Origin of the sequence: Aeromonas popoffii (assembly GCF_000820025.1) — a bacterium.
Taxonomy (GTDB): Bacteria; Pseudomonadota; Gammaproteobacteria; order Enterobacterales; family Aeromonadaceae; genus Aeromonas; species Aeromonas popoffii.
The window spans coordinates 1-20,073 of sequence record NZ_CDBI01000094.1; the positions used below are offsets into that span (position 1 = coordinate 1).

Here is a 20,073-nt window from a genome sequence, read left to right on the forward strand (position 1 = left end):
AGACAGTCGTGGATATGGCACAGCAGATCGGCGGCACGCTCCGGCAACGCCATGGCCACCAGCAGATCCGCCAGATTGTGGTGAGCCACCACCAGCGCGGCCACCGCCTCGTCTGCATCGTGCCAGCAGGCCAACTGCTGGCGCGCCAGCCACAATGCCTGCTGGTAATAGGCAAGTGCCTTGGCGTGCTCGCCGGCATCGAAGTGGCGATTGCCGCTCAGGGTCTGCACTTTCCAGTTCACCATGCTGCTGTCGGCGTCGCTCGAACCGACCCATCCCTTCACCCAGGTTCCCGTCATGATCTCCACCACTCAAATGATAATAATTATTATTTAACTTATATAAGTGCCGAACACAAGGGATACATGTGCCAGCTCCCCCCACAGCACTGCCCATATGGGTAAGGCTTTTTTGAATCTGTCTGTTTAGTGATCACTTGCACAGATACAAGCGACCCTATTCGCCATGCTGGTTGGCACTGGCATGAGGCCGGTGGCTGTCGGAGCGGCAGCCTGTTTTCACAAGGATGATGACGATGAAAAGATGGCTATTGGTGCTGCTGTGCGCCCTGCCCATACTGGGCCAGGCGGCAGGTTATACCCAGACCCGTTACCCCATAGTGCTGGTGCACGGGCTGTTCGGCTTCGACAGGTTGCTCGGGGTCGATTACTTCTACGGGATCCCCCAGGCGCTGACCCGGGACGGCGCCCGGGTCTACGTGGCCAAAGTCTCCGCCACCGAGAGCTCGGAGCGGCGCGGTGAGCAGCTGCTCAAGCAGGTGCAGCAGGTACTCGCCATCACGGGGGCTGACAAGATCAATCTCATTGGCCACTCTCACGGCGGCCCCACCATACGCTACGTCGCCTCGGTCGCCCCCGAGCTGGTCGCCTCCGCCACCAGCGTGGGAGGCGCCAACTATGGCTCCGAAATCGCCGATCTGGTGCGCGCCAAGGTGGCGCCGGGCTCGGTGACCGAGAAGCTGGCGGTGGCCGCTGCCTCGGCGCTGTCCGGCGTCATCTCATTGCTCTCCGGCGCCAGCCAGCTGCCACAGGATCCCCTTGCCACCCTCGATGCCCTGACCAGCGCAGGTGCCCAGCGCTTCAACCAGCGCTACCCCGAGGGGTTGCCCGACCAGTATTGCGGTGAAGGGCCGCTGCAAGCCGCCAACGGCGTCTACTACTTCTCCTGGAGCGGGCGCGGCAACATGACCAACATACTGGATCCGGTGGATCCCGCGCTGGCCCTCACCGGCAGCTTCTTCAGCGAGCCCAACGACGGTCTGGTCGGGGTGTGCAGCAGCCATCTTGGCAAGGTGATCGGTACCGGCTACCGAATGAACCATCTGGACGAGGTGAATCAGTCGTTCGGCATCCACCACCTGTTTGAAACCGATCCTGTCACCCTCTATCGCCAGCACGCCAATCGCTTGCAGAGGCTGGGACTATGAAAAAATCCCTGCTAATCGCCGTGTCCCTGGGGGCTGCCATGCTACTGGGGGCCGTCCTGTTCTCGCCCGACCCGCAGCCAGATCTGACGGCGGCCCCCGAACAGGGGGCCCTGCGCCACCAGCTGGCCCAGCGTCTGGAACGGGGGGAGACGAACGCAGAGGACGAGCTGCTGGCCCGCTACCAGAGCTTTCTGGCGGCGGAGGGCAGCCTGACGGTACCGGCGGATCCTGGCCTCGCCAGCCTGCTGGTGCTGTTTGACGAGCGCGAGCAGCTGCGCCAGCAGAGCTTCACCCCGGCCGAGCAGGAGCAGCTATTTGCCGAAGACAGGTTGATGGAACAGTGGACCCTGCGCCGCAAGGCGCTGGCAGAGACGAGCGAGGCCGACAAAAAAATGCTAGCCGATGAACTCGATCTCTGGCTGGCGGAACAGCCCCAGTGGTTCAGGGAAGCCGAGGCCAATAGCCGCCTGCTCGGTGATCTGCAGGCGTTGGAGCCACTGGCGCCCGCCGAACGCGACGCCGTGCTGCTGGAGAGGCTGGGACCTGAAGCGATGGATCGGCTGCATCAGCTGGAGCAGGGCTGGCAGGGGTTTGAACGACAGCTAGCGGGCTATCTGGCCGAACTCAAGCCCCTGCCCGCCCTTGCTCGGGCCGAACAGCAGCAGGAAATACTGGCCCGCTGGTTTCCCGCCGAGCAATGGCGGCGGGTAGAGGCGTTGACCCGGCTGCAGCTCGGGGAACAACCATAAACAACAAGGGGGCCCCGACGCGGCCCCCTTAGTTCATTCTGCAACCGCACTCATTGCGGCTTGTTGGCACCGGGCAGTGGCTGCCAGGTGAGGCGGGTCACTTGCGGGCCCTGCACCTCGCACTTGAGGCTAAGATCCTGCCACCCCTTCTCCTGGCGCAGGGAGACTTCCCCCTCGATCCCCTGATCGCCAATCTTCAGCATCTCCTGCTCGAAGATCACCTTGTCACCCCTGGCGAGCTCCATCAGCCTGCCATTGCAGAGCCAGTGGGCGAGATCCGCCCCCTTCAGCTTGACCTCCCCCTTGGCCGCCTTCTGCTCGACCGGGCTCGGGGCAAATAGCTTAGTCAACTCGGCGGCCCGTTTGGTGAGCCAGGCTTCGCGCTGCTGCATGCCCATCTTGCTGACGAACTCGGCCGGCTGGCCCTTGTCGTCCAGCCAGTGGGTAAGCGTCCCCTTCTCATCGAAGGCGAACTGGGCCGCAGGCTCCTTCACCCCGAACAGTTTGCCCCCCTTGAAGTAGTAACGGCTCTCCCCTTCCAGCTTGCCCTGCTCGTTCATGATGGGCACAGCTATGATGACGGGGAAACCATCGATCCAGGCCTTGATGTCGACACCATCATGGCTGAACAGGCGAGTGTCGAGGGCGTTCTCAGCCCCCCGCTCCATCAGGGTGAACTGCTCTGCGAGAGAAGCCGCCATAGAGGGCAGGGAACAGATCCCCAGCCCCAAGCCCAGACTCAGGGCGATCACTGTATTGCGCATTAAGTGTCCTGTGATTGGCCGATAGGCCAAGGTTAACTTTCTACCAACCAGGCCCGCAACCCCTCCCTGTGCTTCTCGCTCAGGGGGAGGGACTGGCGGGTCTGATAGTCAAAATGGATCAGGGTCGTCTCGGCGGTGACGGCCAGCTCGCCGCCCTGCCAGGCTTCCTGCCAGAGCGTGAAAGAGCTGGAGCCAATGCGACGCACCCCGGTTTTGATCGCTACCTGCTGGCCATAAAACAGCTCCCGTTTGAACTGCACCGTGTAACCCGCGATGATCAGGTGCCAATTATGCACATCCAGCTCGGGGGAGAAGATGCGAAACAGGGGATCCCTGGCCGCTTCGAACCAGACCGCCGGCACCGTATTGTTGATGTGACCGAGGGCATCTGTCTCTTGAAAACGGGGTTGGATCTGCATTTCCAGCATGGGCGACTCCTTGTCAGCAGGGGCTTGGTAACTAGCCATCATCAATGAATCAAGATGTTACCTGATATCCAGTCCGAAAAGACAGGGTACTGCGCTTTCCCCCAGCGCTGGCCAATCTGTGTCGCAACCCCGGGCCTGCCGTTGGCTCAGGACAAAAAATACCCGCACACCCGGGTGTGCGGGGTTGTCAGGTCGGCCTTAACTCATCAGATCAAAGCGGTCCGCATTCATCACCTTGTTCCAGGCACTGATGAAATCGCAGACGAACTTCTCCTTGTTGTCATCCTGGGCATAGACCTCGGCGTAGGCACGCAGTACCGAGTTGGAGCCGAACACCAGATCGATCCGGGTCGCCGTCCATTTCACCTTGCCGCTCTTGCGATCGCGCACCTCATACAAACGCTCTCCCGCTGGGTGCCAGGTGTTGGCCATGTCGGTGAGGTTAACGAAGTAGTCGTTGGTCAAGACCCCTTCTCGCTCGGTAAAGACACCGTGCCGGGTGCCGCCATGGTTGGTACCGAGCACCCGCATGCCGCCCACCAGTACCGTCATCTCATGGGCCGTCAGCCCCATCAGCTGGGTGCGATCCAGCATCAGCTCCTCCGCTGTGACCGCATAGTCCCCCTTCAACCAGTTGCGGTAACCGTCAGCCAGCGGCTCAAGCACGTCGAACGAAGCCACATCGGTCTGGGCCTGACTGGCATCTCCACGACCCGGATTGAAGGGGACTGTCACCTCAACCCCGGCGGCCCTGGCCGCCAGTTCAACCCCCAGGTTACCCGCCAGCACTATCACATCTGCCACGCTGATCTGGCTGGCGGCAGCAATGGGTTCCAGCACCTTGAGCACCCGCGCCAGTCTCGCTGGTTCATTGCCTTCCCACTCCTTCTGCGGGGCCAGCCGGATACGGGCACCGTTGGCACCGCCACGCAGATCCGAGCCCCGGAAAGTACGGGCGCTATCCCAGGCGGTAGTGACCAGTTCGCTGATGGATAGGCCACTGGCGGCAATCTTGGCCTTCACCACCGCCACGTCATAATCGGTACGCCCAGCGGGAACCGGATCCTGCCAGATCAGCTCTTCAGCCGGCACATAAGGCCCCACATAGCGGGTTTTCGGCCCCAGATCCCTGTGAGTCAGCTTGAACCAGGCACGGGCAAAGGCGTCAGAGAAACGGGCCGGATCAGCGCGGAAACGCTCGGCTATCTTGCGGTACTCGGGGTCGAACTTCAGCGCCATGTCGGCGTCGGTCATGATGGGATTGTGGCGAATGGCGGGATCTTCCGCATCCACCGGCTTGTCCTCCTCCCGTATGTTGACGGGCTCCCACTGCCAGGCACCGGCCGGGCTCTTTTTCAGTTCCCACTCGTAGTTGAACAGCAGGTAGAAGTAGCCGTTGTCCCAACGGGTGGGGTGGGTGGTCCAGGCCCCTTCAATCCCGCTGGTCACCGCATGGCGGCCAATGCCGCGCTGGGTCTTGTTGAGCCAGCCCAACCCCTGATCCGCGACATCGGCACCTTCCGGCTCGGGCCCGAGCAACTTGGCGTCCCCATTGCCGTGGCACTTGCCTACCGTGTGTCCCCCGGCCGTCAGGGCGACTGTCTCTTCGTCATCCATCGCCATGCGGGCAAAGGTAACCCGCATGTCCTTGGCTGTTTTCAACGGATCCGGATGACCATCCACCCCTTCCGGATTGACGTAGATGAGACCCATCATCACTGCCGCCAGCGGGTTGGCCAGATCCCGCTCGCCAGAGTAACGGCCACCGGACTTGCTGCTCGGTGCCAGCCACTCCTTCTCCGCTCCCCAATAGATGTCTTTCTCGGGGTGCCAGATATCCTCGCGGCCAAAGGCGAAACCGAACGTTTTGAGCCCCATGGACTCATAAGCCACGGTGCCGGCCAGAATGATCAGATCAGCCCAGCTGATCTTGTTGCCGTACTTTTTCTTGATGGGCCACAGCAGGCGCCGGGCCTTGTCCAGGTTGGCGTTGTCAGGCCAGGAGTTGAGAGGAGCAAAACGCTGATTGCCGGTACTGCCACCACCACGACCATCGGCGATGCGGTAGGTACCGGCCGAGTGCCAGGCCATACGGATCATCAGGCCGCCATAGTGGCCCCAGTCTGCCGGCCACCAATCCTGGCTGTCGGTCATCAGGGCGGTCACATCCTGCTTGAGGGCCGCCATGTCGAGCTTCTTGAGCTCTTCCCGGTAATTGAAACCGGGCCCCAGCGGATTGGTCTTGGTATCGTGCTGATGGAGAATGTCGAGGTTGAGGCTTTTTGGCCACCACGCCATGTTGGCTTGCTCGCCGGAGGTGGTACCACCGTGCATGACCGGGCATTGTCCTTGGGAACGTTCTGAATTGTTGCTCATCGTTTTCCTCATTTGCTCTGCTGTCCATAACCTCAACCAGCATGGCACTTTGGAATTGAATGTCCAATGAACTGCGACCTGCCGACCCATCGTAAAAACCGCAATCAAGACAGGATGACGATCTGCCGAAAGCGCCCCCTACAGGTACAAGGTGGGGCGAGCTCGGTTCAACCCGCAACACGTGCGTCGCACTTACTCCGGCCTCAGCCAGGCACTGCGAAAATCGAACCAGCCGAGCGCCGTCATGCGCACCCCGTGTACCCCGACCCGACTCTCCAGCTCCAGCCAGTGATGAAACAGGGGCACAAACCAGCCCTGTTGCTGCACCCGGGCCAGCAGGGCGCGCGGGCCTGGCTCCTCACCGCTGGCACGCCACTGCGTCAGACCCTGCCACAGGGGTCGCTGGCTTGCCCACACTTTACGCAGCAACGGCGTGCCCAGCAGCCAGGCGTAGGGGGCGAAGGCGTGCTCGTGTTCCAGGTTGAGGCTGCCGAGCCAGAGATCCACGTCTTCATCCGCCCCGCTCACCCAGCGGCCATAATCCAGGGTGCGCACCTCGAGCCGGATCCCCTGTTCCGCCAGCAGGCTGGTCATGGCCACGGCGCACTCGTTGAACTCCGGATGCTGGTTGAAACAGGCCAATACCAGGGTCGCTGGCAAGCGTGCCGGCGTTGGCAACGGCGCAGGCAGGGCCTCACGCCAGTGAGGCAGCAGGCCGAGGGCACTGGTCCAGCCCCGCTGCAACTCGGGGGTGACCCGCCCCATCAGGGCGACCGGATTGAGCTGCTGGCCGAGCCACTGGCGCAGGACGGGATCCTGCAAGGATCCGGAACGATCGTCCTGCAGCAGGAAATAGCAACCCGATTCAAGCTCCGACTCGCCACGCATGGTGCCCAGCTCCGGGCGGTCACGGCCCAGCTGCAGGTGGGTCTCCAGCCGATCCGCCAGATCCGGCAACATCCAGATGTCGATCTCGTCGAGCAGGGCGCGCAGACCGAAGTAGTCGTCGAAGGCCGCCAGACACAGGTGCAGGGGGTCGTTGGCCGCCACCTTGTAGGGGCCGGTACCGACCGGCTGCAGGGCAAAACCCGCCTCTCCCTTGAGTTCGCGCGGCAAGATGGCGGCTACCGGCTCGGCCAGCAGATGGGGCAGCAGGGGATCCGGACTGTCGAGATACATATCCAGGGTGCGCGGCCAGGGGCTCTCCAGCCGGGCCAGATGGGCAAACAGCGGGCGATCCTGCAGGGCCAGCAGGCTCTCGATCACATCTTCCACCCCCAGCTCGCGCCCATGGTGAAAACGCACTGCCGGGCGCAGGTAAAAGCGCCAGTGGCAAGGACCGAGGCACTCCCAGTGGTGGGCCAGATCCGCCTCTATTTCCCCATTTTCCTCATTTCGTCGGGTCAGACCGTTGAAGAGCTGGCGGCTCAGGTGGATTTCGGAGCGGCGCATGGGGCCGGTCGGCAGCAACTGCGGCAGCGGCCGGTAGTAGGGCACCCGCAGGATCTGCCGCCCCTCGCGGGTGGCCTGACCGAGCTGTTCGATCAGCAATGGGGTAAGCAGATCGAGGCGATCTTCCGCCAGTCGCACCGCCTGCGCCAGCTGGCCCTGGCTGAGCAGATCCCGCAACCGGCGCCGGGTTAGGCTCTCCTGGCTGTCCAGTAACACCAGCCGTGAGCGCCGCCCCCTGCCCGCCTCGGCCGACCAGCTGAGCCAGCCCTGGTCCTGCATCCGCCGCAGCAGCAGACGGGCGTTGCGCGGGGTGCAGCAGAGCAGATCCGCCACCTCGGCGAGGCTGATCTCCCGCTCATCACTGCCAAGCAGCTGAGCGAGTCGTTGAAATTGCTGGTAGAGGCGACCGGTTGGCATAAAAGAGGAAATCCTATTGCTGTAATTCATCAGTTTTTACTTCCTCATTTTAGCTCAATACTGGTGGCGAACGTGAGAACCACAGCACAGGAGCACTATGATGAGCCAAGCCACCCCCCTCAAACCGAACCGGATCCAGCAGACCCTGCGTCGTTACTTCAAGCGGATCCTGCCCAAGCCGCTCGCCCTTATCGAGGATCCAATGCACCAGCTCAACCGCCTGATGCAGTGGGACATGCACCAGATAGACGACAAGGAGTATCGTCGCCGTCTCTGAGTGCCATCCCTCACACAGGTCGCTCAAGGGCCAGCGGGCGCAATTGCGTTGCCGGATCTTGCTGTTTACATCGGCTACGAGCCTGATAGATTGGACGTCTATCCATCTATAACTGCGACAAGCAACATCCAACAAGGAGTGTGTGATGAAAGATGCGACCCTGGCCCTGCACCACGGCTTTTCCAGCGACCCCACCACCAAGGCGGTCGCTGTGCCCATCTACCAGACGGTGGCCTACGAGTTCGACAGCGCCCAGCACGGGGCGGACCTGTTCAATCTGGCGGTGCCGGGCAACATCTATACCCGCATCATGAATCCCACCAACGATGTACTGGAACAGCGGATGGCCGCGCTGGAAGGGGGGATTGCCGGTCTGGTGGTCTCGGCGGGTTCTGCCGCCATCACCTACGCCATCCAGGCGCTGACCGCCGCCGGTGACAACATCGTCTCCACGCCCCAGCTCTATGGCGGCACCTACACCTTGTTCGCCCACATGCTGCCGAGCTTCGGGGTCGAGGTGCGCTTCGCCAAGGATGACAGCGCCGAAGCCATCGCCGCCCTCATCGACGACAAGACCAAGGCGGTCTACTGCGAGAGCATCGGCAACCCGGCGGGCAACATCGTCGATCTGGCCGCCTTCGCCAAGGTGGCCCACGCCCGTGGCGTGCCGCTCATCGTCGACAACACGGTCGCCACCCCAGTGCTGTGCAAACCCATCGAACACGGCGCCGATATCGTGGTGCACAGCCTGACCAAATATGTCGGCGGTCACGGCAACTCCCTGGGCGGCGTCATCGTCGACTCGGGCAAGTTCCCCTGGGCGGATAACGCCGAACGCTTCCCCCAGCTCACCCAGCCCGAGCCCTCCTACCACGGGGTGGTCTACACACAAGCCTTCGGCCCGGCCGCCTTCATTGGCCGGGTGCGCACCGTGCCGCTGCGCAATACCGGCGCGGCGCTGGCTCCCATGAACGCCTTCCTGCTGCTGCAGGGGCTTGAAACCCTGAGCCTGCGCATGGAGCGCCACGTGGACAACGCCCTCCAGGTCGCCCACCACCTCAAGCATCACCCGAAAGTAGCCTGGGTCAGCTACGCCGGTCTGCCGGGGCACCCCCACTATCTGCTGGCGGAGAAGTACATGGGGGGCCGGCCGTCGGCCATCCTCTCGTTCGGCTTGAAGGAGGGCTATGAGGCCGGGGTGCGTTTCTACGATGCACTCAAGATTTTCAAGCGGCTGGTCAACATCGGCGATGCCAAGTCGCTGGCCTGCCACCCCGCCTCCACCACCCATCGCCAGTTGAGCGAGGAGGAGCAGGTCAGGGCCGGGGTCAAGCCGGAGATGATCCGCTTGTCGGTGGGGATCGAAGCGATCGAGGACATACTGGCGGATTTGGATCAGGCGCTGGAGGCATAAGCCAGGCGTTGAGCGAGCGGGCATCAGCCCGCTCTCTTGATTGCGCCATGCAGGTGAACCAGTCACCTCCCCGACGCGTATATGGACTCCTGCCACCGAATCGAGGTTTCAATGATAATCCTGCACCACCTGAACAAGTCCCGTTCCCAGCGCATCATCTGGCTGCTCGAAGAGCTGGGGTTGCCTTACCAGATAAAAGCCTACCAGCGCGACGCCACCACCTTTCTGGCACCGCCCGAACTCAAGGCCATCCACCCCCTCGGCAAATCGCCTGTCATAGAGCTCGACGGCCGGGTGCTGGCAGAATCCGGCGCCATCACCGAGTACCTGATTGCCCGATACGCCCCCGAGCGACTGGCTCCGGCCACGGATAGCCCCGAGTACCCCGAATACCTGCAGTGGCTCCACTTTGCCGAGAGCTCAGGCATATTGCCGCTGTTGCTGGATATGTTCGTGCGCAAAGATGGCAGCCCGATGCGCTTCCTGCCGGACTACGCCAAAGCGGAGTGTGCCAAGGTGCTGGGTTATCTGAACGAGGTGCTGGCAAACCGCCACTATCTGGTGGGGGAGCGCCTCTCCGGCGCCGACATCATGAACTCCTTCCTGGTGGATCTGCTGGCCCAGAGCGGCCAGCTGGCCCATTTCCCGCACTTGCAAACCTACTGGCTGCGACTCAATACCCATCCGGCCCGCCAAAAAGCAGTGGTGCTGGAGCGCGAGCTGGATCTGGGCGCCTGATCCTCTAGCCTCAGCGCCTCACCCCAGAATGCAACACGCCCCGACTATCGGGGCGTGTTCTTTTCAGCTCGTCAGCCAAATGATCAGAGTGCATGGGCAAGGACCCTAGCGACTGTGATTGCCCGGATCTCTCTTTCGCCCGAAGCTGAAACCCCTGACTTACAGGGCGTGGGAAAGGATCCGGGCGACTGTGATTGCCCGGGTCTCTCTTTCGCCCGAAGCTGAAACCCCTGACTTACAGGGCGTGGGAAAGGATCCGGGCGACCTTGTCGGGGTCTATATCCTGCTGCTCTCCCAGTGCCGTCAGGCCGAAGCGCTTGAGGTTGGAGCAGATGCCGGGGATGCAGCTCTCGCTCAGGCCGTAGTCGGCAAGATGGGTGCCCACCCCCATCTGCTGGAAGAACTGCTCGGTGCGGATGATCGCCTCCTCGATGCGCAGTGCCTTGTCCTCCCGGCTCGAATGCCACACCCGTTCGGCGAACTGGGCCAGTTTCTCCTGCTTCTGGGCCGCCTGCTCACGCAGCAGGGAGGGCAAGACCACCGCCAGACTCTGGGCATGATCCAGCCCGTGCAGCGCGGTGAGCTGGTGACCGATGGCATGGGTGGACCAGTCCTGCGGCACGCCGCGGCCGATGAGACCATTGAGCGCCAGGCTGGCGGCCCACATCAGGTTGGCGCGCACCTGATAATTGGTGGGATCCACCAGGGCTTTGGGGCCGTTATCCACCAGCACCTGTAGCAAGCCTTCCGCCAGCCGGTCCTGCACTTCGCCTCCCACCGGGAAGGTGAGGTACTGCTCAATGATATGGACGAACGCATCCACCACCCCATTGCCGACCTGGCGGGCGGGCAGGCTGTAGGTAGTGGCGGGATCGAGCACGGCAAACACAGGTTGCACCAGCGGATTCATGAAGGAGAGCTTGGCCTCCCCCCGGCTCACTACGGCGGCGGGATTGCTCTCCGAGCCGGTGGCGGGCAGGGTCAGCACGCAGCCAAGCGGCAACGCCGCCTTGACGGGTGCCTTGTGCAGCAGTATCTCCCAGGGATCTTCACCCTCGAAGCAGGCTGCAGCGGCCACGAACTTGGTGCCATCCACCACGGATCCACCGCCGACCGCCAGCAGGAAGTCGATGCGCTCGCGCTTCACCAGCGCCACCGCCTCCATCAGCTGATCGTACCGGGGGTTGGCGCCAATACCGGGGAACTCCTGCCAATCCCTGCCCGCCAACGCCTGGGTCAACTGCTCATAGACGCCGTTCTGCTTGATGCTGCCACCGCCGTAGAGCACCAGCAGGCGGCTGTCCGCCGGGATTAGATCGGGCAAGCTGGCGATCTGGCCTTCACCGAAACAGACGCGGGTAGGATTGGCATATTGGAAGTTGTACACGGCAGAGCCCTCGGTTGAATGCACGCAGGGAATTGTGCGCCAGTGGCTCCATGAGGTCAAAAACGGGAGTGGGCTATCAACACATGCATTGCGTTCGGGTCCGCATAGTGCCCGAAAAGAAATAGTGCCGGAGGAAAGTAGCAACTCCCAATCCCCCCTGCCGACGCTACCTAAGCCGCGCTAGCAGGCTCAGTCCGATCAAACAGAGAGCGGCATCCACCCTCTTTTTTGCTGCCTCTTTTGTGGCGCAGGTCAGCCCATTCAGTGCGGATATTCAACCCGGCCATGGCGCCCAGACAGGGGCAAGTGCTTGCCCCTGACGACAACGAATTGCCGTGCGAGTCGCCCGGCCATCACTCAGGCGCGCTTGGTCTCTTCCTTTGGTGCACTCTTCTTGCCGGTGAGGCGATCCATGGCATCTTGCAGCATGGTCTCCTTCTGCTCGTTCAAGGCCTTGCTCTGCTGCTCGCGCTCTTCGGCAGACAGCTGCTTGTTGTCGGCGATCTCCTTGAGTTTGCCTTCTATCTCGTTGAATTTTTTGCGATCAAACCCCAGCGCCTTGTCTACCAGCTGCTGCATCATGCCCCCCTTGTCTGAACTGAGGTCCAGCGCTGGCGGCAGTTTGCTGTTCTTGGCCAGGTGCTCATAGGTGAGCGTCTGCTGAGCCTTGCTGGTCAGTCGCTGGGAGGAGAGGTTGACCAGCTCCTCCCAGCCGCCCCCCTGACCACCGTCGGCACTGCTAAGGGTGGCAAGGGCGCGGGAATTGGACGCACTCTGGGCAAGCTGCTGGCTGTAGGGTTTGATATCCATGGGGGCTCCAATTCGGTAGGCATATCCGGCATGGCGCGTTGGCCGATCCGGTGACATGGGGCGCCAAGCCCCACCATTATCAATCAAACCAGCAAGTTACAGGCCAACTTGCCAGATGAGCCGAGATCCTGCATGCAGGCTGGCGCCACACCCATTGCTCACCGCCGCATGGCGTCAGAATCATGACTCCTGCGCCGCCTCGCCATGACGCGGCGGCATATCTTTCCACACTCGACCGCCACCATCAGAGCAAAACAAGCATTAGCGCGAGCATCGCAGAACAACCCCAGAGACATACAATGTTGGCGTCAACCACGGGAAAAAATACTTGGCCTGTCGACCCGCCCGGCAGAATGGGGGCAAGCGCTGGAAACTCGGCAACGGGTGAATGACCGACCTCACCAAACGCCGCGAGAAGAAGTATCCGGAGGAGGAGTTCAAGCAGATCATGAGCCTGTAATCGGCTCACCAAAACAAAGAGGCACCCCGGGTGCCTCTTCTCATTTCGTCAAACGATCAACTCAGCGACGGCTGATATGGAGCGGGCCGAAGGTCTGGGCCACTGGCATGATCTCTATGCTGTTGATGTTGACGTGGGCGGGCTGCTGGCTGACCCAGAGCACCGTATTGGCGATGTCTTCCGGCTGAATGGCCTGCACCCCCTGATAGACGGTGGCCGCCTTGGCGTCATCACCGTGAAAGCGCACGTTGGAAAACTCGGTGCCGCCACACAGGCCCGGTTCCACATTGGTAACGCGGATGGCCGTGCCCGCCAAATCGGCGCGCAGGTTCAGGCTGAACTGCTTCACGAACGCCTTGGTGGCGCCGTAGACGTTGCCGCCCGGATAGGGGTAGGTGCCAGCGATGGAGCCGATGTTGACGACGTGGCCACGATTGCGCGCCACCATGCCTGGCAGCAGCAGGCGGGTGAGCAGGGTCAGACCGCTGATATTGGTGGCGATCATCTGCTCCCAGTCGTCGAGCTCCGCCTTGTGGGCAGGCTCCAGCCCCAGCGCCAGACCGGCGTTGTTGACCAGCAGATCCACTTCGCTCCAGGCGGCAGACAGACCCGCGATGGCAGCGCGGGTGGCCACCTTGTCCTGCACGTCGAACACCAGCGGCAGGAACTGCTCGCCCAACTCGTCAGCCAATGCTGCCAGCCGCTCGGCGCGGCGGCCGGTGCCTATCACCCGATAGCCCGCGCTCACCAGCTGACGGCTGATGGCCTCACCAAAACCGGACGAGGCGCCCGTTACCATTGCAATCATCTGAACCTCCATTGTCATTTATCTTGTTGAAAAAAAAGAATTTACTCATCATCCAGCTCGCGACCCGTCACTTTTCGCCAGATAAACACCGCCAGATGGAGCAGGAGCAGGCCCCCTCCCCCCAGCGCAAACAGCAGGCCGGTGAGGGCATTGACCGAAGTGTCAGCGCCGCACCACCACCAGACCAGCCAGCCGATCAGCCCGATGATCAGGGTCTGGCCGGCGCATACCGGGCAGCGCCCCAGCTTAGCCTTGATGGCGGTGGCCAGACAGTCATCACAGCTCATGCCAATCCTCCGGATTCATTGCCGCTCAAGGCGTGGACTTGGCGACGCCGGGCTGTGTATGCATGGCACTGCGACGCTGGCGCCTGAGGGTGCGCACCTCGTCGCTCACCAGCGGCAGCACCAGCCGGTGGGCATGCTGGTCGCGGCCATAATAGTCCGGCAACCTTTGCTGGGGTCTGAATCCCAACCTCTGGTAGAGGGCCTGCGCCTCTTCGTTGGCATCGCCGACCTCGAGGCGGATCGCCCCCCAGCCAGCCTCGCGCCCCTCCCTGATCACCTGCTCCAGCAGGCGACGGGCCCAGCCCTGGCGACGAATGGTCCAGCGGATGGCAAGGGTCTGGATCACCAGTCGATCCCAGCCCCTGTGCTCCAGCAGACTGAGATAACCCATCAGCTGATCCTTTTCATCTAACACCAGCAGGGTGCGGCCCTTGGCGTGGGTCAGCAGATAGTGCCAGCGGCTGCGGCCAAAGGCGACTTCAGGGGGAAAACAGTAGCGTTCCAGCTTAACGATGGCGCCCAAATCATCGGTTCGGGCCGCTCGTACGGTCAACACGGGGAGTCCTTGTTCGGTTATTTATCTTCAGCACCAACAATGCGACTTGTATCACAAGTTACCAAAGCAGAATATTAGGCACTGTAACCTCTTGTTTCCCCTCGCGCCATTGTCGTGCTTGTCGGTGCATCGAAGCCCACTGGGGATCCTGCCATTCAAGGCAGTCTGATCTGTGGAGCCGAAAATATGAGTACCTACGTCATCGTCGAAGAGCTGGGCGACTGGCCTTACCATGCCAATTATCTGCTGACCGCCCGCACCTATCTGCAACACGGCGTGCCGACTACCGGCGGCCGCCCTCGCATCATTAACCTCTGCCGCAATCTGGAGCACCTGAGCGCGGGCTACTACTGCTCCCTGCTGGCACAGGCCCGTAGCCACCACTGCCTGCCGGGATTGCAGGCCATCAGCGTGCTGCAACCCCAGCAGCCGCCGGCCAAGCTGTGGCGCAAGGTACAAGGCTGGCTGGCCCAGCAGAGCGATGATCGCATTCGGGTGCGCGCCATCTTCGGCCAGAGCGAACAGATCGAGCTGGCGGGGCTGGCCCGCTACTATTACGGCCTGAGCCAGCTGCCGCTGCAGGAGCTGACCCTCAAACGCGGCCGCCACGGCTGGTCGGTGCGCCAGCAGCAGAGCCTGTCGCCGCTGGAGTTGAGCCAGAGCGAGAAGGCGCTGATGCTGCACCACGCCCAGGCACTGGTTGGTGCTGGCGGCGATGAGGAGCACGCGGCCCCGCTCTACCAGCTCGCCATCCTGGTGGATCCCGATGATGGGCGCGCCAGCAGTGACACCCTGGCACTGGATCGCTTCATTCAAGCCGCCGCTGCCCAGGGGATCCAGGCCGAGAGGCTGGCGCCGTCCGCCATCGAGCGGCTGCCGGAGTACGATGCCCTCTGGTTACGCGCCGAAACCGCGGTCGGCCACTACACCTTCGAATTTGCCCGCCGTGCCGAACAGCTCAAGATGCCGGTGATCGACAGCTCCCGCGCCATCCTCGCCTGTAGCAACAAGCTCTACCTCTACGAGCTGATGGTGCGCAGCGGCGTGCCCATGCCGCCCACCATGGTGGTGACCCGTCGTGGCCGCCACCACGTGGATGAGCTGGTACAGCGGCTCGGCTTGCCGCTGATGGTCAAAGTACCCGACGGTGCCCAGGGGCGGGATCTCGCCATGGCCAGCGACGAGCAGCAACTCGCCCGCCTGCTGGATGAAGGGCTGGGCCGCTCCGCCCTGCTGCTGGTGCAGAGCCGGATCCCCGCCGAATTTGATTGGCGTATCGGCTTTCTCGACGGCTCGCCGCTGTTCGCCTGTCGCCGCTACCGGCCCGAACCGGGCAACCGCATTCGCCGCCGCAAGCACCCCCTCGACATGAGCCGGATCGAAGCACTGCCACTCACCGAGGTGCCGGAGCGGGTGCTGCAGACCGCCCGCCGCGCCGTGCACCAGCTCGGCAATGGCCTGTTCGGGGTGGATCTGCGCCAGCAGGATCGCGACTGCGTGCTGCTGGAAATCATCGACAATCCCTGGATACGTGGCGATATTGAGGACAGGGAGGCAAAGGACCTCTACGAGCGCCTGGCCAGGGCCTTCCGGCAACGGCTGGAAAACCGGGGGCAGAGCGCGGCAGGATAACAAGCATCGACAGCAGAGGTGATTATGATGACAACTGATTGGTGGGACATAGCGCCCCTTGGCTGGGAGAACATCCTGGCCTGCCTGGTGTGTGGCACTCTCGTGGGGGTGGAGCGGCAACTGCGCGGCAAGCCGGTCGGGATCCGCACTTCTTCGCTCATCATTCTCGGCACTTACTGCTTTCTCGCCATCGGTGCCGCCGTCAGCCCGGAAAGCGCCGATCAGGCGCGGGTACTGGGTCAGCTCATCACAGGCATCGGCTTTCTCGGCGCCGGCGTCATGATGACCCGGGATGGTCAGGTGCTGGGGGTGACCTCGGCCGCCACCGTCTGGATGCTGGCGGCCCTCGGCGCCCTCATCGGCATGCAGATGCTGCATCAGGCCGTGCTGCTCACCGGTGTCACCCTGGCCATCCTGGTGGGAGTGGATTATCTCGAAACCAGCTTCAAGAGCCTGCGCCGCGGCGTGCACAACCGGCTGGAGAACTGGCGCCACGGCAATGGTCACCCCCCCGCCACCAACGCCCCTCAAAAGGAGCTGGGCAGCGGCATCGAGAAGTGATCCTGCCTTGATTTACCAATGAAAAGGGCTCCCGCAGGAGCCCTTTTGCTGTCAGCCATCTTATTGCAGCAGCAGGAAGCGGCCGCTCAGCGGCGGCAAGTCCACCGTCACGCTGCTGCCACCTGTGGTCAGGCTCTCGCCACTTTGCAGATCCAGCAGGGTGCTGCCACTGCGTAATTTGCCGACCGGCAGGGCATAGCTCTGGGGCGTGCTGGAGACGTTGAGCAAGTAGACGATCTGCTCGCCCGCCGTCTGCTTGATGTCGCCATAGACACTGCCATCGACCACCAGCTTGACCCGCTCCCCCTGATAGAGGGCGGGATGCTTGGCACGCAGGGCCAGCAGCCTGGCGAGCCACTCTTTCAGCTCAGCCTGTTCGGCACTGGGCACGAAGCCGGTAACGCCGGGCACCTTGCCATCGCTGCGGGCCACGTGATCGTCACAGAGCCCCTGCGCCGCGCAATCACCGCTTACCTGCTTGGCAAAGCCCGGCACCTCGTCACCAAACTCCTCGCCGTAATAGAAGGTGATGGGGCCAGAGCGAGCCGCCAGGAAGCTGAAAGCCGCCTTGTGACGCAACCAGTACTCGGCCGGTTTGAAGCGGCCGCGCTCCAGCAGATCGCCGAAACGCACCAGATCGTGGTTGCCCAGCATCAGGTTGGGCATGGCGTGACTGGGGTAGTTCTCCACCTTGTTCCAGCTGGCATCGAGCACGCTGGCGCCCTGCCCCCCCTTGCCGGACTCCTCCACCGCCAGTGCCTGCACCAGGCCGTAACGCTGCGGGAAGTCGAACGCCGAGGCGAGCGCCGGATTGTCGCTCGGGCCGTAAGCCTGGGCACGGATCTCGTCGGCCCCCTTCCATACCTCGCCCACCATGTAGCCGAGGGTGCCCCACTGCTGACCGGCTGCCTTGCGCGCTGCGCTGGCCCGCTCCACTTCGCCGCGAATGGCGCGCCACTCGTCCAGCCCCAGCTGATAGGCCTGATCGAGGCGCCAACCGTCGATGCCATACTGCTCGACCCAGTAACGGGCCACCTCCTTGAAGTAGGCAAGGCTCTGGGGCTGGCTGTAATCCACCAGCTGACCGGGATAACCTGCACCGCCGCTCTTGAGGGCAGGCAGGCGCCCCTCTGGCGACGGCTTGCTCACCCCCACCTTGTTGACGTGGCCAAACACCCCGTCGAGGAAGAGATAGAGGCCGCGCTGGTGCGCCGCATCGACCAGCTGTTTGAGCTGGGCATTGCTGCCAAAGCGGGGATCCACGGTGAAGAAGTCACAGGCGAAGTAGCCGGTGGCATCCAGTTTGTCATCCCCGCCCAGCCCCGCGCAGGAGTCGAATACCGGGGTGAGCCAGATGGCATTGACGTTGAGACTCTTGATGTGATCCAGGCTGTCGATGATCCCCTGCAGATCGCCGTTGTGCCGGGAGGGGCCGTAACCGACGCCGTAGTTGGCGGCGTTATCGCCATCGACGAAGGATTCCACCATCACCTGATAGGTGCGCAGGTTGCAGGCGGGCTGATCATGGCCGTAGCAGGCGCGGCTGGCGGTGGCAAGCGGCGGATTGACCACGGGGGGCTGGGGCTCGCTGCGGGATCCACTGCCGCACGCCGCCAGTAGCAGGGCGGCCCCGAGCAGGCCGCCATAGCACAACGTTCCTTGTTTCATTGTTATGTTCCCGCTGGGGTGATATCGGCGCAGAAGGCGCCACTTCGGGGCCATGATAACGGCCCCGCCAGTACCGGTCCGTGACTGAAAACGTTACCTGCCTCAGCCAACGCTCACTCGCCTAAAGCACGCCAGCGGAGGCGAAACGGTAGTTGAGGGAGAGCCAGACGGCGCGACCTGGCTCCGGAATGCGACCGACCTGTTCGTAGCCCAGCCCCGCCTGACTGGCGTGCACCGACTTGGAGAGGTGTTCGTAGTAAAAGGTGTCGAACAAGTTGTCCACCCCGGCCGACAGCTGCCACCGCTCTGCAAACTGCCAGGCACCGCTCAGGTTCAGGGTGAAGAAGCCGGGGGTCTCCCCCTGATCCTGACCCGCGACCGTGCCAGCGCCCACATCCACCCTGCCCTGCGCTGCGACAGCGCGGCCAAGCAGGGTGACGTTCCACGCCTCGGCCGGTTGCCAGCCAAGCGCCAGCTTGCCATCGAGCGGCGGCATCTGTGCCAGCGGCTGGTGGTCGCTGTGGTTTTCGCCGTAGACCACCGCCAGGCCGCCATCGAGGCGCCACTGCTCGGCAAACTGCCAGCGCCCTTCCAGCTCACCGCCCCGGGTCTGGGCATCTATGTTGCGCACCTTGTTCGACTGGTTGTTATAGAGCAGGTAATCCTTGATGTCGGCGCTGAACAGGGAGAGGGTCAAGTCCAGCTCGCTGCTGCGCAGGGCCAGCCCCGCATCCCACTGGCGGCTGCGTTCGGGGTTGAGGGTGAAAGGGACACTGTCCTTGCTGCGCTCCCAGTAGTCCGGCGCCCGCTTGGCCTGACCCCAGGCCAGATAGCCGGACCAGGCTGGCGACCACTGATATTCGTAGCGGCCAAAGCCGCTGCCCAGAGTCAGGGTATCGCTGTAGAGGGTCTGATCCCCTGCGCCATAGCGGGTGGTCTCGACCCTGTCCTGCCGATATCCCCCCTTGTAACTGTGCGATCCCTGCTGGCGGCCCAGCTCGGTGAAGCCCCCCTGCTGTTCGAAACGCAGGGTACGCTGACGCGGCTGGCTGGCGTAATCGACCCCGCTGCGGGCCCTGTGCTGATCCCGGTTGGCATCGAACCCGGCGGTCAGCAGCCAGTTGGCCGGCAGGGCGATGTCGTTAGCCCAGCGGCCGCCGGTATTGCGCCGATCCGGGTTGGAGAGCATCTTCATACCGCTGCTTTGCCGCAGACTGAAGTTGTCCATGATGTGGTCTATGTCGTTGTCCCACAGGGTCAGCTCGCTGCGCTGCCAATGGCTGCTGATCTGATCCTGCCTGAGCTTGAGGCCGAAGGACTCCCTATCGAACATGGGGCCGTCCATGGTGCGATCCGCATAGGCGGCGCGGGCATTGCTGCGCTCGGCGGTGAGTTCGAGCCAGCTGTGCTCCCCCGGCGTCCAGCCAAGCTGGGCGGTGCCATTCTCCCGGCGATAGAAAGAGCGCACCCTGTCGCCATGACCATCTCGATAGTCATCGCTGTCTGAGTGGGTGAACTGACCGCGCAGATAACCCTCGGGGGAACCGACAGTGGCATCCAGCATCTGATCGTCACGCCCGAAGCTGCCATAGAGCGCTGAGGCCTCTGCCTTGACGCCGGGGGCCGTGAACTCAGGCCGGTCGCGTTCGAACAGCACAGTGCCCGCCAGGGTCGCGCCCTGCTCGAGGGATTGCGGCCCCTTCAGCACCCGGATCCGGTCGAAGGATTGGGGAAACACATAGGCGGTGGGCGGATCCATGCGGCCGCCGCAGCCACCGGCCAGCATGCCACCATCCATCTGCACATTGAGGCGGGACATCCCCATCCCCCGCAACACAGGAT

General features: G+C 63.0%; 18 protein-coding genes and 1 pseudogene. 7 read left to right on the forward strand and 12 right to left on the reverse strand.

What is annotated here, in order from left to right; genetic code table 11:
* A pseudogene (locus BN1129_RS20735) lies at positions 1-245 on the reverse strand (hypothetical protein); the annotation flags it as partial.
* Positions 246-535: 290 nt separating this feature from the next.
* On the opposite strand from BN1129_RS20735, the gene BN1129_RS20740 reads away from it, so the two are divergent.
* Both BN1129_RS20740 and BN1129_RS20745 read left to right on the forward strand, forming a co-directional pair.
* Positions 536-1,447 carry a lipase family alpha/beta hydrolase gene (locus BN1129_RS20740; RefSeq protein WP_042039139.1) on the forward strand — a complete coding sequence of 304 codons (912 nt, stop codon included), beginning with the start codon at positions 536-538 and terminating at the stop codon, positions 1,445-1,447.
* On the forward strand, positions 1,444-2,196 hold the full coding sequence (locus tag BN1129_RS20745) for a lipase secretion chaperone (RefSeq protein WP_042039140.1): 753 nt from the start codon (positions 1,444-1,446) through the stop codon (positions 2,194-2,196). The genes BN1129_RS20740 and BN1129_RS20745 overlap by 4 nt, the downstream gene beginning before the upstream one ends.
* 50 nt (positions 2,197-2,246) lie before the next feature.
* Here BN1129_RS20745 and BN1129_RS20750 read toward each other — a convergent pair whose 3' ends face one another.
* The 4 genes from BN1129_RS20750 to sgrR all read right to left on the reverse strand — a co-directional run bounded on the left by BN1129_RS20750 (position 2,247) and on the right by sgrR (position 7,633).
* Positions 2,247-2,960, reverse strand: a complete 714-nt coding sequence (locus BN1129_RS20750; protein ID WP_042039142.1) for a hypothetical protein — start codon at positions 2,958-2,960, stop codon at positions 2,247-2,249.
* A 32-nt stretch (positions 2,961-2,992) separates the two neighbouring features.
* Positions 2,993-3,388, reverse strand: coding sequence for an acyl-CoA thioesterase (locus BN1129_RS20755; protein WP_042039144.1), 396 nt, complete (start codon positions 3,386-3,388; stop codon positions 2,993-2,995).
* Between the two features lie 198 nt (positions 3,389-3,586).
* Complete coding sequence (gene katG / locus BN1129_RS20760) at positions 3,587-5,764, reverse strand: catalase/peroxidase HPI (RefSeq protein WP_042039145.1); 2,178 nt, start codon at positions 5,762-5,764, stop codon at positions 3,587-3,589.
* 192 nt (positions 5,765-5,956) lie between these two features.
* Positions 5,957-7,633: an HTH-type transcriptional regulator SgrR gene (sgrR, locus tag BN1129_RS20765; protein WP_042039147.1), complete on the reverse strand. Its 1,677-nt coding sequence runs from the start codon at positions 7,631-7,633 to the stop codon at positions 5,957-5,959.
* 100 nt (positions 7,634-7,733) lie between these two features.
* Here sgrR and BN1129_RS23640 point away from each other — a divergent pair, with 100 nt between their 5' ends.
* The 3 genes from BN1129_RS23640 to BN1129_RS20775 all read left to right on the forward strand — a co-directional run bounded on the left by BN1129_RS23640 (position 7,734) and on the right by BN1129_RS20775 (position 10,062).
* A complete protein-coding gene (locus BN1129_RS23640; protein ID WP_108536772.1) occupies positions 7,734-7,910 on the forward strand; it encodes a hypothetical protein in 177 nt (58 codons plus the stop codon).
* 145 nt (positions 7,911-8,055) lie between these two features.
* The gene (locus BN1129_RS20770; protein ID WP_042039148.1) at positions 8,056-9,324 is read left to right on the forward strand and encodes an O-acetylhomoserine aminocarboxypropyltransferase/cysteine synthase family protein; all 1,269 of its coding nucleotides are present in this window, start codon (positions 8,056-8,058) and stop codon (positions 9,322-9,324) included.
* Between the two features lie 111 nt (positions 9,325-9,435).
* Positions 9,436-10,062, forward strand: a complete 627-nt coding sequence (locus tag BN1129_RS20775) for a glutathione S-transferase family protein (RefSeq protein WP_042039150.1) — start codon at positions 9,436-9,438, stop codon at positions 10,060-10,062.
* Positions 10,063-10,297: 235 nt separating this feature from the next.
* Here BN1129_RS20775 and BN1129_RS20780 read toward each other — a convergent pair whose 3' ends face one another.
* From BN1129_RS20780 to BN1129_RS20805, 5 genes are all read right to left on the reverse strand, one after another.
* A complete protein-coding gene (locus BN1129_RS20780) occupies positions 10,298-11,473 on the reverse strand; it encodes an iron-containing alcohol dehydrogenase (protein ID WP_084204718.1) in 1,176 nt (391 codons plus the stop codon).
* Between the two features lie 333 nt (positions 11,474-11,806).
* Complete coding sequence (locus tag BN1129_RS20785; protein ID WP_042039152.1) at positions 11,807-12,259, reverse strand: hypothetical protein; 453 nt, start codon at positions 12,257-12,259, stop codon at positions 11,807-11,809.
* Positions 12,260-12,780: 521 nt separating this feature from the next.
* Positions 12,781-13,527, reverse strand: a complete 747-nt coding sequence (locus BN1129_RS20795) for an SDR family oxidoreductase (protein ID WP_042039157.1) — start codon at positions 13,525-13,527, stop codon at positions 12,781-12,783.
* 41 nt (positions 13,528-13,568) lie between these two features.
* Positions 13,569-13,814, reverse strand: a complete 246-nt coding sequence (locus BN1129_RS20800; protein WP_042039159.1) for a DUF3624 family protein — start codon at positions 13,812-13,814, stop codon at positions 13,569-13,571.
* A 25-nt stretch (positions 13,815-13,839) separates the two neighbouring features.
* Positions 13,840-14,370 carry a GNAT family N-acetyltransferase gene (locus BN1129_RS20805; RefSeq protein WP_042039161.1) on the reverse strand — a complete coding sequence of 177 codons (531 nt, stop codon included), beginning with the start codon at positions 14,368-14,370 and terminating at the stop codon, positions 13,840-13,842.
* A 186-nt stretch (positions 14,371-14,556) separates the two neighbouring features.
* On the opposite strand from BN1129_RS20805, the gene BN1129_RS20810 reads away from it, so the two are divergent.
* Together BN1129_RS20810 and BN1129_RS20815 are read left to right on the forward strand one after the other, a co-directional pair.
* Positions 14,557-16,002, forward strand: a complete 1,446-nt coding sequence (locus BN1129_RS20810) for a RimK family protein (RefSeq protein WP_042039162.1) — start codon at positions 14,557-14,559, stop codon at positions 16,000-16,002.
* Between the two features lie 24 nt (positions 16,003-16,026).
* Entirely contained in the window at positions 16,027-16,563 is a 537-nt protein-coding gene (locus BN1129_RS20815) for an MgtC/SapB family protein (RefSeq protein WP_042039163.1), read from the forward strand.
* A gap of 60 nt (positions 16,564-16,623) precedes the next feature.
* Here the strand turns inward: BN1129_RS20815 and BN1129_RS20820 are convergent, their stop codons facing one another.
* Together BN1129_RS20820 and BN1129_RS20825 are read right to left on the reverse strand one after the other, a co-directional pair.
* Positions 16,624-18,231 carry an alpha-amylase family protein gene (locus tag BN1129_RS20820; protein ID WP_042039165.1) on the reverse strand — a complete coding sequence of 536 codons (1,608 nt, stop codon included), beginning with the start codon at positions 18,229-18,231 and terminating at the stop codon, positions 16,624-16,626.
* Positions 18,232-18,352: 121 nt separating this feature from the next.
* A partial coding sequence (locus tag BN1129_RS20825) for a TonB-dependent copper receptor (protein ID WP_042039170.1) occupies positions 18,353-20,073 on the reverse strand: 1,721 nt, incomplete at its 5' end.

Bases quoted from the DNA above. Each gene is read 5' to 3' on its own strand.
- BN1129_RS20740 (WP_042039139.1), top strand. From the start codon at position 536: ATGAAAAGATGGCTATTGGTGCTGCTGTGCGCCCTGCCCATACTGGGC.
- BN1129_RS20745 (WP_042039140.1), top strand. From the start codon at position 1,444: ATGAAAAAATCCCTGCTAATCGCCGTGTCCCTGGGGGCTGCCATGCTA.
- BN1129_RS20750 (WP_042039142.1), bottom strand. From the start codon at position 2,960: ATGCGCAATACAGTGATCGCCCTGAGTCTGGGCTTGGGGCTGGGGATC.
- BN1129_RS20755 (WP_042039144.1), bottom strand. From the start codon at position 3,388: ATGCTGGAAATGCAGATCCAACCCCGTTTTCAAGAGACAGATGCCCTC.
- katG (WP_042039145.1), bottom strand. From the start codon at position 5,764: ATGAGCAACAATTCAGAACGTTCCCAAGGACAATGCCCGGTCATGCAC.
- sgrR (WP_042039147.1), bottom strand. From the start codon at position 7,633: ATGCCAACCGGTCGCCTCTACCAGCAATTTCAACGACTCGCTCAGCTG.
- BN1129_RS23640 (WP_108536772.1), top strand. From the start codon at position 7,734: ATGAGCCAAGCCACCCCCCTCAAACCGAACCGGATCCAGCAGACCCTG.
- BN1129_RS20770 (WP_042039148.1), top strand. From the start codon at position 8,056: ATGAAAGATGCGACCCTGGCCCTGCACCACGGCTTTTCCAGCGACCCC.
- BN1129_RS20775 (WP_042039150.1), top strand. From the start codon at position 9,436: ATGATAATCCTGCACCACCTGAACAAGTCCCGTTCCCAGCGCATCATC.
- BN1129_RS20785 (WP_042039152.1), bottom strand. From the start codon at position 12,259: ATGGATATCAAACCCTACAGCCAGCAGCTTGCCCAGAGTGCGTCCAAT.
- BN1129_RS20795 (WP_042039157.1), bottom strand. From the start codon at position 13,527: ATGATTGCAATGGTAACGGGCGCCTCGTCCGGTTTTGGTGAGGCCATC.
- BN1129_RS20800 (WP_042039159.1), bottom strand. From the start codon at position 13,814: ATGAGCTGTGATGACTGTCTGGCCACCGCCATCAAGGCTAAGCTGGGG.
- BN1129_RS20810 (WP_042039162.1), top strand. From the start codon at position 14,557: ATGAGTACCTACGTCATCGTCGAAGAGCTGGGCGACTGGCCTTACCAT.
- BN1129_RS20815 (WP_042039163.1), top strand. From the start codon at position 16,027: ATGATGACAACTGATTGGTGGGACATAGCGCCCCTTGGCTGGGAGAAC.
- BN1129_RS20820 (WP_042039165.1), bottom strand. From the start codon at position 18,231: ATGAAACAAGGAACGTTGTGCTATGGCGGCCTGCTCGGGGCCGCCCTG.